The 13,831-nt window shown below is 56.4% G+C and carries 14 protein-coding genes; all 14 read right to left on the bottom strand.

Annotation, left to right across the window (positions count from 1 at the left end):
- Positions 1–94 precede the first annotated feature (94 nt).
- The 14 genes from ALMA_RS04590 to murD all read right to left on the bottom strand — a co-directional run bounded on the left by ALMA_RS04590 (position 95) and on the right by murD (position 13,817).
- Positions 95–358 (bottom strand): phosphoribosyl-ATP diphosphatase, encoded by a 264-nt coding sequence (locus tag ALMA_RS04590; protein ID WP_094726550.1) that lies wholly within the window; start codon positions 356–358, stop codon positions 95–97.
- On the bottom strand, positions 355–1,020 hold the full coding sequence (rpe, locus tag ALMA_RS04585) for a ribulose-phosphate 3-epimerase (protein WP_094726549.1): 666 nt from the start codon (positions 1,018–1,020) through the stop codon (positions 355–357). The genes ALMA_RS04590 and rpe overlap by 4 nt, the downstream gene beginning before the upstream one ends.
- Before the next feature lie 37 nt (positions 1,021–1,057).
- Positions 1,058–2,152: a prolipoprotein diacylglyceryl transferase gene (lgt, locus tag ALMA_RS04580; protein WP_094726548.1), complete on the bottom strand. Its 1,095-nt coding sequence runs from the start codon at positions 2,150–2,152 to the stop codon at positions 1,058–1,060.
- Between the two features lie 35 nt (positions 2,153–2,187).
- Positions 2,188–2,571, bottom strand: coding sequence for a phosphoribosyl-AMP cyclohydrolase (gene hisI, locus ALMA_RS04575; protein ID WP_094726547.1), 384 nt, complete (start codon positions 2,569–2,571; stop codon positions 2,188–2,190).
- A 3-nt stretch (positions 2,572–2,574) separates the two neighbouring features.
- Positions 2,575–3,351 (bottom strand): imidazole glycerol phosphate synthase subunit HisF, encoded by a 777-nt coding sequence (gene hisF / locus ALMA_RS04570; protein ID WP_094726546.1) that lies wholly within the window; start codon positions 3,349–3,351, stop codon positions 2,575–2,577.
- A gap of 30 nt (positions 3,352–3,381) precedes the next feature.
- Positions 3,382–4,599, bottom strand: coding sequence for a dual-specificity RNA methyltransferase RlmN (gene rlmN / locus ALMA_RS04565; RefSeq protein WP_094726545.1), 1,218 nt, complete (start codon positions 4,597–4,599; stop codon positions 3,382–3,384).
- Positions 4,600–4,650: 51 nt separating this feature from the next.
- Complete coding sequence (locus tag ALMA_RS04560; RefSeq protein WP_244568864.1) at positions 4,651–5,634, bottom strand: phosphatidate cytidylyltransferase; 984 nt, start codon at positions 5,632–5,634, stop codon at positions 4,651–4,653.
- A gap of 105 nt (positions 5,635–5,739) precedes the next feature.
- The gene (gene frr / locus ALMA_RS04555) at positions 5,740–6,294 is read right to left on the bottom strand and encodes a ribosome recycling factor (protein ID WP_086105837.1); all 555 of its coding nucleotides are present in this window, start codon (positions 6,292–6,294) and stop codon (positions 5,740–5,742) included.
- 56 nt (positions 6,295–6,350) lie between these two features.
- The gene (pyrH, locus tag ALMA_RS04550; RefSeq protein WP_169712306.1) at positions 6,351–7,067 is read right to left on the bottom strand and encodes a UMP kinase; all 717 of its coding nucleotides are present in this window, start codon (positions 7,065–7,067) and stop codon (positions 6,351–6,353) included.
- Between the two features lie 118 nt (positions 7,068–7,185).
- Positions 7,186–8,136 carry a cell division protein FtsQ/DivIB gene (locus tag ALMA_RS04545; protein WP_094726543.1) on the bottom strand — a complete coding sequence of 317 codons (951 nt, stop codon included), beginning with the start codon at positions 8,134–8,136 and terminating at the stop codon, positions 7,186–7,188.
- 5 nt (positions 8,137–8,141) lie between these two features.
- Positions 8,142–9,683 (bottom strand): UDP-N-acetylmuramate--L-alanine ligase, encoded by a 1,542-nt coding sequence (gene murC, locus ALMA_RS04540; RefSeq protein WP_094726542.1) that lies wholly within the window; start codon positions 9,681–9,683, stop codon positions 8,142–8,144.
- Positions 9,684–9,692: 9 nt separating this feature from the next.
- Positions 9,693–10,874 (bottom strand): undecaprenyldiphospho-muramoylpentapeptide beta-N-acetylglucosaminyltransferase, encoded by a 1,182-nt coding sequence (murG, locus tag ALMA_RS04535; RefSeq protein WP_094726541.1) that lies wholly within the window; start codon positions 10,872–10,874, stop codon positions 9,693–9,695.
- 26 nt (positions 10,875–10,900) lie between these two features.
- Positions 10,901–12,370, bottom strand: a complete 1,470-nt coding sequence (locus ALMA_RS04530; protein WP_148140255.1) for an FtsW/RodA/SpoVE family cell cycle protein — start codon at positions 12,368–12,370, stop codon at positions 10,901–10,903.
- The gene (gene murD, locus ALMA_RS04525) at positions 12,360–13,817 is read right to left on the bottom strand and encodes a UDP-N-acetylmuramoyl-L-alanine--D-glutamate ligase (protein WP_244568863.1); all 1,458 of its coding nucleotides are present in this window, start codon (positions 13,815–13,817) and stop codon (positions 12,360–12,362) included. The genes ALMA_RS04530 and murD overlap by 11 nt, the downstream gene beginning before the upstream one ends.
- Between the last annotated feature and the right edge of the window lie 14 nt (positions 13,818–13,831).

Genomic DNA, 13,831 nt, shown 5'->3' with positions numbered 1-13,831 from the left:
AAAATATTTTCCACATTCTACCCGAACTCCTCGCGGGGCTTCTGCACAGTCTCACCGAATGAGACGTAGGCGAAGTTTAAAGCACAGACACTGCCTACAGGTTCTTATACAAGTCCTCAAGGCTAATGCCCTTCTGAATCATCATGACCTGCAGATGGTAGATGAGCTGACTCATCTCTTCGGCGGTGCGGGCTGCGCCTTCATACTCGGCCGCTGTCCAGGTCTCCCCTGCTTCTTCGAGGATCTTCTTGCCTATGAAGTGTGTGCCCTTCTTCAGCTCGTCCACAGTCAGTGAGTCTTCAGCCCCAGATGCTGCCTTCGCACTGAGTTCTGCATAGAGGGATTCGAAAGTCTTCATGCACGAAATGCCTTTTCTGCTTCCTCACGGATGGAAGCGATAGCTTCAGCAGGATTTTCTGCACCATATACAGCGGAACCTGCCACGAGCACGTCTGCACCTGCAGCAGCTACGATGTGTGCCGTCGATGGGCTCACACCGCCGTCCACCTGAATCTTCGTGCTCAGGCCTCGACGAGTAATCTCATCGCGCAGGCGACGCACCTTATTCATCTGGTTATCGAGGAACTTCTGCCCGCCGAATCCTGGCTCCACCGTCATGATGAGAATCATGTCGAACTCATCGAGGATGTCGAAGATAGGCTCCACTGGTTCAGCTGGACGCACAGCAAAGCATGCCTTCACGCCCATGTCATGCAGCTGGCGTGCCAAGCGCACTGGAGCGTGTGCAGCTCCCATGTGGAAGGTGACCGATGCAGCTCCTGCCTTCGCGAACTCAGGAGCCCAGCGGTCAGGGTCCTCTATCATAAGGTGTGCATCCACCGGGATAGGGCTTACTTCGCAGATGCGCTTGACGATAGGCTCGCCGAGCGTGAGGTTCGGAACGAAGTGATGATCCATGACGTCCACGTGGACGAGGTCAGCTGTGGAGATGGCCTGCAGCTCGCGCTCGAGGTTCACGAAGTCTGCGGAAAGAATGCTTGGTGCTATTTGTATACTCATAGTTCCTCATTTTAGGGTGTGTAGGAGACGGGCGGCGTTACTTCTCGTCCGACTCGGCCTTCTGATCCTTATGCGCTTTCGCCACGAGAGCCTTCGCTTCCTCGTAGAGATCCTTTTCGCTCTTTTCGTGCGCTTTCTTTTCCTCGCTGAGAGCCTGCTTTTCTTCTCGCTTTTCGCGTGCAGCAGCACGTGCTTCATCCGTGAGCTTATCGCGCAGCTGGCGTGAGGTCAGGACGCCGAGTTCGACCTGCTTTTCGAGGTCTGTGACGTAGTCCAATTCTTCCTTCAGCTCCGCAGTGCTCTTGCCCGAACGCTGGATGAGCACGAAGGCGACCACTGCCAGGACAAAGACGATGAGAGAAACCCACACGTTCACGCGCAAGCCGAGGAACTCGTGGGCACGGTCGATGCGCAGCATCTCTATCCACGTGCGTCCAGCCGTGTACCACATGACGTACAGAGCGAACTGACTTCCAGCCTTAAAGCGCTTGGTAATCTGAGCGCCGAGCCACAGAAGCAGTGCTGCTCCGATAAAGTTCCAGATCATTTCGTAGAGGAAGGTCGGATGGTAGAGCACTCCTGTAGGGCAGGACTGTCCCGTGTAGCAGGACTCGCTCGAGCCGATGGCGTTAGTGGACTCATTCAGCTTCAGACCCCACGGAAGCGTGGTAGGAGAACCGTACAGCTCCTGGTTAAACCAGTTTCCGAGGCGGCCTATGCCCTGTGCGATGAGCAGCCCTGGAGCCACAGCATCCACGAGCATAGCGATGGAATACTTCTTATAGCGTGCCCATGCCCATACGGCGAGCACTCCCAGAAGTACCGCTCCCCAGATACCAAGTCCGCCGTTCCAAATCTTGAAAATATCAGAAAAATTGCCATTAGAGCCGAAATAGAGCTCCGGCGTCGTTATGACGTGGTAGAGCCGCGCGCCTACGATGCCGGACGGAACCGCGACGATGGTGATGTCGAGAATCTGGTCGAACGAGCCACCCAGCGCTATCCAGCGGCGGCTCGTGAGCCAGACAGCCACGACGATGCCCACGAGGATAGCCAGCGCGTAAAAACGGATGGTCAGCGGTCCGAGCGAAAAACTCGATATCGATGGCGACGGAATGTATGCTAAGTTCATCCTGAATCCTCCTTAATTCGTCTACAGTGAGCAGACTATTCCTTCTCCGGGACATGTCCCACGCGTGCAGGAAGCTCGCCGCCCGCATCAAAGCAGGAATACTCGCCCGTGTGGCAGGCTGCCCCCACCTGGTCGACCTGAATGAGCAGAGCATCTCCATCACAGTCGAGCTCCACCTTCTTCACGTACTGCGCGTGCCCGGACGTGTCTCCCTTACGCCAGAACTCCTGGCGAGAGCGCGACCAGAAGGTCACTCGCCCCTCGGTCAGCGTGCGGTGTAGCGCCTCATCATTCATATACCCCACCATGAGCACACGACCAGAGTCATACTGCTGAATGACGGCCGCGACGAGTCCCTGCTCGTCGTGCTTCAGACGTGGAAGGATGTGAGCCATGTCTAGTGTATGCATATCACTCATGTCCTAGCGCACCTCATATCCCGCATTTTTCAGAGTCGTCTTCACGTCTGTCACAGTCATCTCGCCGAAGTGGAAGACAGAAGCAGCCAGAACGGCATCAGCGCCAGCCTCTATGGCCGGAGGGAAGTCCTCGAGTCGCCCTGCTCCTCCGCTAGCAATGAGAGGAATGTCCACGACGCTGCGCACGTCGCGAATCATCGGCAGGTCGAAGCCATTCTTCGTACCGTCCGCGTCCATGGAGTTCAGGAGGATTTCTCCCGCCCCGAGTTCAGCGGCCTTTTCAGCCCATTCCAGAGCATCGATGCCTGTGCGGTGTTTTCCACCTATGGTGGTCACCTCGTAGCCCGATTCTGTCTGATGGTCACTTTCCTCCGTGCAGCGGCGTGCATCGATGGATAGGACGAGGACCTGTGCGCCGAAACGGTCTGCTACTTCGCTGATGAGGTCTGGATTCTGTATAGCTGCAGTATTCACACCCACCTTATCTGCGCCGCAGCGCAGCAGCATGTCGACGTCGTGGGGTGTGCGCACTCCACCTCCTACGGTCAGTGGGATGAAGAGCTCCTCAGCAGTACGGCGTACCATGTCGTACGTGGTCTCGCGACCAGAGCTCGACGCAGTCACATCGAGGAAGGTGAGCTCATCTGCACCCTGCCGGTAGTACTCGCGCGCGAGTTCGACAGGATCTCCTGCATCGCGCAGATTCTCGAAGTTCACGCCCTTGACCACGCGACCGGCGTCCACGTCTAAGCACGGGATAACGCGTACGGCTAATGCCATGTGTGCTCCTTTTCCAGTATCTGTCTCTCGCTACGAGCGACGCACGAGGTCCTGCGCCAGCTCTTTCGCAGCCAGCTGCCCGCATGCCCCATCGATGTCACTTCCACGCGTATCCCTGAGTGTGGCAGAGATGCCTGCCTTGCGCAGGATATCGATGAACTGGGCTTCGTCTTCTGGCTTCGAGGCCGTCCACCGAGATCCCTCTATAGGGTTCAGCGGAATAGGATTCACATGAACCCAGTCATCCCCATAATGATTCAAGCGCTTCGCGAGCAGCTGCGCATGCTCCGCCTGGTCATTAATACCCCGCATGAGAGCGTACTCGATGCTGACTCGACGCTTCGAGCTGAGGTAGTAATCGTGCGCAGCGTCGAGTACCTGTGTCGTATTAAAACGACGGTTCATAGGCACGAGTTCATCGCGCAGCTCATCACTCGGTGCGTGCAGAGATACAGCAAGACGTACAGGAATATGCTCAGTAATGAGCTTTCGAATGCCTGGCACCACGCCGACGGTAGACAGAGTAATATTTCGTGCAGAAATGCCGAATCCTTCTGGAGGAAGCGCACTAATCTGGCGGATAGCCTTCATCATCGCTTTATAGTTTCCGAGGGCTTCACCCATGCCCATGAAAACGATGTTACTCAGGCGCGTCGGTCCACCGGGCAGACGTCCACTCTCACACTGCAGGGCAGCGATGCGTACCTGCTCGAGAATCTCACCCGCAGACATATTTCGCGTAAGCCCTAAGCGTCCTGTCGCGCAGAATGGGCAGTCCATGCCACAGCCCACCTGACTAGATATGCACAGAGTCACGCGCTGCGGGTACTTCATAAGGACGGACTCGATGCGCGAGTCGTCGAAAAGCTTCCACAGAGTTTTAATGGTTTCACCCTTATCTGCTTCTTGCTCGAGGACAGGAGTGATGAGATCCGGGAAGAACGCGTCCTTCGCAGTCTGCGCGAGAGAGGATGGGAAGTCCGAGAATTCCGAGACATTCGTGTCGAAGTGAGCGAAGTAGTGCTGTGCGAGCTGCTTGACACGAAAAGCTGGCATGCCGAGCTCCTTCGCATGCTCCTTGCGTTCTTCGTCGGTCATATCCACGAGGTGGAGAGGCGCCTTTCCTCGACGTGCGTGGTCTTTCGAGAGAACATCGCGAAATGCGCTCTTATCTCCCGCGGTAATGCCGCTGTCGGCGTCTTTCTCGAGCTCACTCGAGATGTGAAGGGAAGAAGGTGAAGTAGTCATGAGAAGAGTCTTTCGTCGGGAGTGGAAGAATTGGCAGAAAAGAAGAGCAGTCTACAGGCCGAACGCCATAACAAACATGCAGATAACCGGAGCGCACATGAGGATAGAATCCACGCGGTCGAGGACGCCGCCATGGCCAGCGAGGATATGCCCCATGTCCTTCAGCCCCATGTCGCGCTTCAGCATAGACGCGCACAGGTCGCCGAAAAGGCCCACGATGCCCACGCACACGCCCATGATGAGCAGAGCGGGCAGATGGCGAACGAGCGTATCCGTGTCATACGTGAAGAAGCCTATACCTACCGCGCCGAGCACAGCGAAAAGAACAGAGCCGATGAGGCCTTCTACACTCTTCTTCGGCGAGATGCGCGGAGAAAGCTTATGCTTACCGAAAGCCGCTCCGAAAGTAAGTCCACCGATATCTCCGAGCGAAGGCAGGAAGAGAATCATAAACTCGAATGCTACGGGATGGTCACGAGTCAGTGGCAAGACGATGAAGCTCGCCAGTACCGTCACGTAAAAGACAGCGAGCAAAGACGCGCCCACGTGGGTCAGGCGGTAGTCATGATGGGAGCAGGACTCGAAGTCCTCCTCCAAAGCACCCATCTTCTTCGCCACAGCACGCTCGACGCGGTAATGATTCTCTCGCTTGATAGTAGCTACGAGAGACACCACGGCCGCAGTCAGCACGCATCCTATGGCTGCTACGACCGTGTGCGAGGAGCGCACAGGGATGTAATAAATGGCGAGGAATGTGCCCACCGTCATAATCCACAGAGCCACGATGGGGATACGAATACCTATGGTCGCAAAGTCGATGCGCAGCTCCCACAGAGCCACACATACGAATGCTATGACCAGCCACAGAAAGATTTGGGCATAAAACACGAGGCTCGCCACGATTAGAGCGATGAGTACGATGCTCGTTCCCACAGCCTGAACCATATTACGGCCAGTACGCTTATTAATAGCATCCATCGTAGAACGTAGCGAGTCCAGCATGCTCTTTTTTTCCTGTCCACTCGTATCTGACATCGCTCTCCTCATAGCCTGAAAAGCACAGGACTCCTACCCCGGCTTTCACGCCCTGGCACGAGTCCTGTTTAGATAACACCTACCCTCGAGAATAACAGCCTGCCGTCAGACGGAAAGAATGTCCTTTTCCTTCGCTGCCAGCATGGCATCGATTTCGTCCGTAATCTTCTTCGTTACGTCGTCGAGGTCCTTCAGCAGGCGCTTGCCCTCGTCTTCACCGTACTCGCCGTCCTTAATGGCAGCGTCGATGCCTTCCTTCGTCTTACGACGAATGTTTCGCACAGCGACCTTACCATCTTCAGCCTTCTGGCGAGCCAGCTTTACGTAATCCTTACGACGCTCTTCAGTCAGCTCTGGCATGGTCACGTGAATGACGTTTCCGTCGCGGCGTGGGTTTACGCCCAAATCCGAGTCGCGGATGGCCTTCTCCACGGCATTCGCCTGGGATACGTCGAATGGAGTGACAGCGAGAGTGCGCGCATCTGGCACACCGATAGTAGCCAGAGCCTTCAGCGGTGTCGGTGCGCCATAATAATCCACGACGATAGGGTTCAGGAATGCTGGGTTTGCACGTCCTGTACGAATGCCAGAGAAGTTCTCCTGCGTGGACTCCACAGTCTTCTTCATCTGGTCGCGAGCTGCATCGATGACACTAGCCATAACGAATCTCCTTTAATGGTTACTACGATTACTCAGATTATTAAACTTACGGACACTTATTCTTCATTCGACACGATAGTGCCGATGTTTTCTCCCAGCAGTGCCGAGGTCACATTCCCCTCGCCTTCGAGGCCGAAGACGCGGATATGCATGTCGTTATCTCGAGCCATGGAAAGTGCGGACGCATCCATCACTGCGAGATTATCCACGAGTGCGCGGTTAAAGGACAGCTGTGGAAGGAACTGCGCATTCACATCCTTTCGTGGATCTGCCGAGTAGACGCCATCCACGCCATTCTTCCCCATGAGCACTTCATCGCATCCTATCTCCAGCGCACGCTGGATGGAGACAGTATCCGTGGAGAAGTATGGCATTCCAGCACCAGCACCGAAGATGACCACACGTCCCTTTTCCATATGGCGGATAGCCTTCAATGGAATGTATGGTTCGGCTACCTGGCCCATGGTAATGGCCGTCTGAACGCGAGTAGGCTGACCTTCCTGTTCGAGGAAGTCCTGCAGTGCGAGGCAGTTCATGACCGTTCCGAGCATACCCATATAGTCTGCACGGCTGCGTTCGAGTCCAGCCTGGCTGAGCTCCGCACCGCGGAAGAAGTTTCCTCCACCCACGACGATGCCCACCTGAACGCCCTGATCTACCGCAGACTTAATCTCGCGCGAGACCCGCTGAACCACGGTGGTATCGATGCCTACGGATCCACCACCGAAAGCTTCACCGGAAAGCTTTAACAAAACGCGACGCTGTGTGCTCACTATGACGTTCCTTTCGTCAGGCTGATAAGTCAGGCTGAATATTCAGGCTGTAAATTGCTTTCAAGTGTACCGTTTCGCCCCTACATTCGAGGCCGTGCTGTGTTCACGTCTGCACTGGTTATTTAATAATAGGCCTCGATGGCGCTGAGACATCGATGGTCCCACTGTTCGTTCCCTCCGCCTGAAGCTGCTGAATAACTTTCGCCACGATAGCACGCTTCGTACTCATAGACGAAGAGTTCCCCCATACGACAGTATATCCAGAGTTCAGTGCGGTCGTAATAGAGTCCTGAGTGCGCGCAGTGGTCTGCGTCACCTGCCCGCGCATCCCAGCATCCATATCCGAAAGTACAGCGATGCTTTCGAGCACTGCCTGATTCTTCAGACCCGAACGCGTCGTCGGCACTGTAATGACAGGGATCCCCGCAGCAGCGTCCTTATACGTGGTAATCTGCTGAGCCTGAGCGTCCACGGCCGTGTACTGTTTCGTATCTTGTGCCAGAAGCTGCGCCGTAGGTGTTTCTTCTGTTATGCGCACGATGAGGCCGTGGGGATAGTCTTTCGTTATGTCCGCACTCGCCACGCCTGGGATAGCATCAAGCTGAGTAGCCAGCTGCGCGTCGGAGACAAGCAGAAGTGAGCGACCCACTTGAGCATTCGTCAGGGCTTGAATTTTTTCTATCCTCGCCCACGTCCCTGCCCCAGATATTCGTATCTGGTCAGACTCTACTTTTAGCCAGGAGGAAAAGAGCAGAGCCCAGACACCGAACGCCAGCACGCCGAGCACGCCGACTAGGATGCTCACACGTTTCGCCCAGTAGAGGCGTCTAGCACTTTTCTGTTCTTTTCTGCGCTTGTCGAAGTCTATGGTCTTCGGGCGCACAGTCACTTTCTCTCGCAGCTGAGCGGCGATGTCCTGAGAAGAAGCATCCTGCTCGTTCTGCTTCACCAGAGTGGATGCGCGCACGACGCGAGACGGCTGCGACGACTGTACTGACCGTGCCGACCGCGCAGTGCGAGATGCGCGCCTGTCCTTACCCCGAGCGTTATCCCCCTGCGTTTGAGACATGAACCTTACTCTCCCTCAGAGAAGCGCTCACGCAGAGCATCCACCATGACATCTGCCATGGCAGTAATGGATCCTGCCCCCACAGTAAAGAGGACATCCCCCGGTTCGGCTGTACGAGCGAGGTATTCGGCCGCCTCGTGCATATCCTCGAAGGCGCGCACTGAGCCTGCGCCTCCTCTAACCGAAGCCACAGAAGAAGCAACGCCAGACCCAGCACCCGAAGCCGCCGCAGGAATAGTCTCTGCACTAATATCCGGCCAGTCTTTCTGGAATTCTCGCGCTGGATAGATGGCGCTCACGAGTGCTTCATCCGCCTTTTCGAGAGCCATAGCGAATTCTCGTGCGAAGAAGTGTGTGCGGGAGAAGAGGTGTGGCTGGAAGAGAACACGAATGCGCGCGTCTGGATAGCGCACACGTGCGGCGTCCATCAGCGCAGATACTTCCGTAGGATGGTGCGCGTAGTCATCCACTACGGTAACCCCGTTTACAAAGCCCTTCACATCGAAGCGACGAGCCGCTCCCCTAAAGTCATCCAGTGCGCGGGCCGCATCCGCAGGATCCATTCCTGCGAGGATGGACGCGATAAGCGCAGCGGCAGCATTTCGCACGTTATGGATGCCTGGTACGCGGATGTGCGCATGCAGTGGTTGCTCGCCGAGACGCTCTGACCACACCACGCTGAAGTCCTGACCACCGTCACCAGTACGTGCAGCCTCAGTATACACTCTCACGACCTGCCCATACGTGACAGACAGGGACGGCGAGGTGGTATACACCACAGCATGCTTACGTTCGTCATCGCTGAGAGACCGTACTACCGACAGTGCTCCCTCATCATCAGCGCAAGCCACCACATGTCCTGTAGCATGCTGAGCATGCTGGATGAACGCCTGCATAAAAGCCTGGCGGTCTCCATAATGGTCGAGGTGGTCGGGTTCTACGTTCGTTATAACGGCTATGTTCGGCGTGTACTTGAGGAAGCTGCCGTCGGATTCATCCGCTTCAGCCACGATGATGCGTCCGCGTCCTGCATGTCCGCCATCGCGCAGACCTTCTGGCGTGTGGATGGATCCACCGATGGCGTAGCTCGGGTCTGCGAGCTCTCCCGTTCCTGCACTGGTAAAGATTTGCGCTATCATGGCGCTCGTCGTGGTTTTCCCATGCGCTCCGGCTACGGTTATAGATGTGCCGTGTGCCAGGAGCGTAGCGAGGATGTCCGAGCGGTGCATGAGGATGCTTCCCTGTTCGGTGGCTCGGATAATCTCCGGATTATCCGGCTTAATGGCCGACGAGTAGACGACTATGGATGCGCCTTCTACATTTTCGGCTTTCTGACCGAGGTAGATGGTGGCGCCGAGCTGGGCGAGATGCTCCGTTTTCGCGTTCGCCTGCGCGTCTGATCCGCTCACCTGCACACCTCGTTCGAGAAGCATGTCCGCCAGCACGCTCATGCCAGATCCGCCTATGCCTATGAAGTGCACGCGCTTCCACGTGCTGATGTCTGCTGCTGCGTAGTCTATCGGCTGGTACGTCGGGTCTAATGTCATGTGCTGTCCTTACTTTCGTGCGAGTCTCGCTATATCGAGGATGGTCTGTGCCATCTTCTGTGCGGCGTCTCGCTTTCCGTAGTTCCACGCTGCCTGGCTCATCGAGTCCAATTCTTCCTTCTTTTCCACCAGTGGCACCACGTGGTCGCGTATCCACTGTGCATTCAGGTCATCGTCATGCACGATGATGCCGCCTCCTGCATCCACCACAGGCTGAGCATTATATATCTGCTCGCCATTTCCTATAGGCAGAGGAACGTAGATAGCTGGCACTCCCAGGGCTGTGAGCTCTGCTACCGTTCCTGCCCCAGAGCGGCAGATGACCACATCCGCTGCTGCCATAATGGCATCCATACCTTCCCAGTATTCAGCGATGTGGTAGTCCCCCTTCGTGAAACTACCGAGGTCTGTGAGGATATCCTCACCAGCCAGCTCAGAGACTGTCTTTCGTACCTCATCTATCTTTCCGCGCCCTGTCACGTGGACTATCTGTGCCATAGTGAGCAGCTCTCGCGAAGCCTGCGCTACAGCACGGTTCAGGCTCAGAGCCCCGAGCGAGCCACCCGTGACGGCTATGATGGGAATATCCGGGTCGAGGCCGAGCTCGAGAGCTGCTTCCCTCTTCGCTTCCGCGCGGTTTACTTCCAGAGCCGCTGCGCGCTGGGATATAGCATCGCGCAGGGGAAGTCCCACGCGCTCTACTCGCGTCGTTTTCCCAGCGTGAATGCCACTGTCCTCATACGTGAGTCCTACGTAGGATGCCCAGCGGGCACCGAGCTTATTCGCCATGCCTGCACGAGCATTCTGCTCATGAATAATGATGGGAATGTGGTGGCGGTGAGCCTGCACATAGGCTGGTGCAGAGGCGTAGCCTCCCACTCCTACGACGACATCTGCATGACGCTTCTCGAATATGTGAGAGACTGAGCGTAGCTGGCGGAGGAATTGACCAGGAAAAGCGACGGTCCGCGCATTCAGGGAACGCGGGAACGGAACCTTCTCGATGGTATCCAGCTCGAAGCCAGCATCCGGCACGAGGCGCGCCTCCAGGCCCTGCGCCGTGCCGATGACGGACAGCTGAGCGTCCGGCTCCATCTGACGAATCTGCTGCGCTATGCTCAGCAGAGGGTTTACATGGCCAGCAGTACCACCGCCAGCCAGAACGATATGTAACGGTTCCATAGTCTCCATACTTCTATTATGCGCGAGGGCTTGTCTCAGCGGCCACGGCTCGCGCGCACATCCTCCTGTTCACGGGCGAAACGCACACACACGCCGGCGCCGGCCAGACACATGACGAGCGAGGATCCTCCCGATGATATAAACGGAAGCGGAAGTCCCATAACAGGAAGAAGTCCCAGCACCACAGCGAGGTTAATGAGCGACTGCGCAGTAAACCAGATGCCGAAGCACATCAGCACCATCTGCATATAGACACTCTGGTGGCGAAGCGACAGATTAATGATGGACCACGCCATCACGGCTATGCACAGAATCACGGCCAGCGCACCGATAAATCCGAGCTCCTCGCCGATGATGGCGAAGATAAAGTCATTATCCTGTGCAGGAAGGTAGGACTTTTCGCGCGAGTTTCCGAGACCTACGCCAGTCAGTCCACCGGTAGCTAAAGCGTAGTCTCCATGCAGGGTCTGGAAGCAGAGCTTATCCGACAGCGCAGCCTGACGCGTGGAGCATCCACCATACGCGGCCATAATGCGGTCCCAGCGGTTCGAGTTCCCTCTCACGAGGACGATGAAGAGTAGACCACCGCCTAGCAGAGCAGCGCTGAGCAGATATGTCACTGGGAAACCAGCGAGGAAAAACGCTCCCACACCGATAAGCACGATGACTATACCGGTACCCAAGTCCTTACCCGCCATAACGAGGCCGAATGCCGCGATGAAAGCCACACCAGGGAGAATGTACGGTTTTAAATTCAGTTTATGCAGGCGATGTTCCTGTGCCTGCTTACGCGCAGCAAGAAGAATATGCGGTAACCAGACGGCCAGAGCGAACTTCATCACCTCTGCAGGCTGAAAACGAAGAGACCCGAAGACCAGCCATCCCGCGTTACCACCAGCACTCGAGCCCAGTGGTGTGAGCGTAAGCGCCTGAAGAAACATAGCAACGAGAAATGCGAGACCGCTTAGCTTTCGGATAGACCGCGCCTTCATGAACTGGAGGCCTATGAATATAGCACATCCGAACAGTGCAAAACGGCCCTGCTGCCACATGATACTGAATATGGAGGCCCTCTCATCGGCTATATCCGCCGTACGACTGGAAAACACCATAACGAGACCGATAAGAGTGAGCACGACCACGCTCGATGTCAGAGCCCAGTAGCTCGCGAGCGGGCTGAACAGGAAACGCCATCCGGAGTAGTCTTCGCGGATGCGCGATGCGCCTGCCCTCTGTGCACTTCCTCGTCCAGAGCGCGCAGTGAACTCACTGGCTCCATGCTCGAAACGCGAACCTCGTGTGAGCCAGGATATGGCATTATCCACGCGGCGGCTGAGGGAACGCGCGAGGCGCGACTGCGTCAGACGGTCATGCAGAGAGTATACTGCACGCACGAAGCCATTCTTCGAAGACGCAGTAGACGAGTTCGCCGAGTTCGCCGAGTTCGCCGAGTTCGCCGAGTTCACAGAACGAGACGAACGCGCACGCGGGTCTCTACTCACCATGTGCAGCCACCCATTCCTGAGCGTAGGTGGCGAACTGGTCGCCACGGTCGGCATACGAGACGAACTGATCCATCGACGCGCAGGCTGGGGCCATAAGAATCACATCCCCCGGCTGAGCATACGCTGCTGCCGCTTCGACGGCCTGGCGCATAATAGGCTCCGCAGCGGAATCGGTCGTTCCCGAATCAGCCGGCTGGATAACAGTACGTGGGAGCTCTGGCGCGTGCGCATCCAGTGCCTCGAGCATAGGACGCTGGTCTACACCTATAATCACGGCTGCCTTCATACGGTTTTTCTGTTCGGCTATAAGGTCGCCGAACTCTGCGCCCTTAGCGAGTCCTCCTGCTATCCAGATAACGCGGCCGGCAGGATAACTACTTAAGGACGCTGCAGCAGCATGCGCATTCGTCGCCTTCGAATCATCCACGAAGCGGATGGCACTCTTCGTCTCAGCTACCGTCTGGATGCGGTGGCCACTCGGCGCGAACTGTGCGAGAGCTTCGATGGCATCCTCAGCAGATACTCCAGCACCACGGCTGAGACAGTATGCACACAGAGCGTCGGCGAGAAGATGTGGGTACACGGTTCCATCTGGCTCCGTGAGATGCGTGAAGCGCGATATAGGTGCGATGCGCTGCTGTACGGCCGACACATCCTCGCTCTGTCCGTCCTGCTGCCCCAGAGACAAAGCACTGCGGTCCACTATCCAGCCATCTTCTACACCTACCTGGCCTTCTTCAGGAGCCCCCAGCGTAAAGCCTACGAATATGGCGCTGGACGCTGCCTGGCCAGCGTCTCGAGCGGCCAAAGCTCGCTCTACTACACGTGCATCATCCGCGTTATAGACCACAGCGCGCTGCACACCGCGATATATCTTCGCTTTATCTGCAGCATAGTTTTCGAAGCCGCCATGCCAGTCGAGGTGATCATCCGCGAGATTCGTTATAGCCGCACAGGTCAGTGCCAGGCTCGACGTATAGTGCAACTGGAAAGAGCTGAGCTCAGCCACGAGAGTGTCCACCTGAGGATCCACACTCGCCGTGGTGATGGCATGCCCTATATTCCCCACTGCTGCAGCCTTACTACCAGCATGCTGCATGATGGAAGTGGTCATCTCGGTGGTCGTGGTCTTTCCATTCGTTCCAGTGATGCCTATCCAGCTCTGCACGTCTGCATGATGCCAGCGCCATGCGAGTTCTACGTCGCTTATCACTTCGACGCCAGCTTCGCGCGCATGGGTCACGAAAGGTGTGGACGGCTTAAAGCCTGGAGAGGTAATAACAGCGTCGAAACGTGTAAAGTCGAAGGATTCTGCATTTATATCAGCCAGAGTGTAATCTGCTGGCTTTTTATCGTCCACGGTCTGGACTGAGTCCCCACGCTCAGTCAGCGCGCTAACGACGCCCTGTCCGGATACTCCGAGTCCTACGACGAGATATGATGCCATAATGTCCTTCATTT

This window comes from Alloscardovia macacae, from assembly GCF_002259705.1.
GTDB lineage: Bacteria > Actinomycetota > Actinomycetes > Actinomycetales > Bifidobacteriaceae > Alloscardovia > Alloscardovia macacae.
Note: the sequence above shows the minus strand (reverse complement) of the source record. Positions and strands in the feature narration are given on the sequence as shown.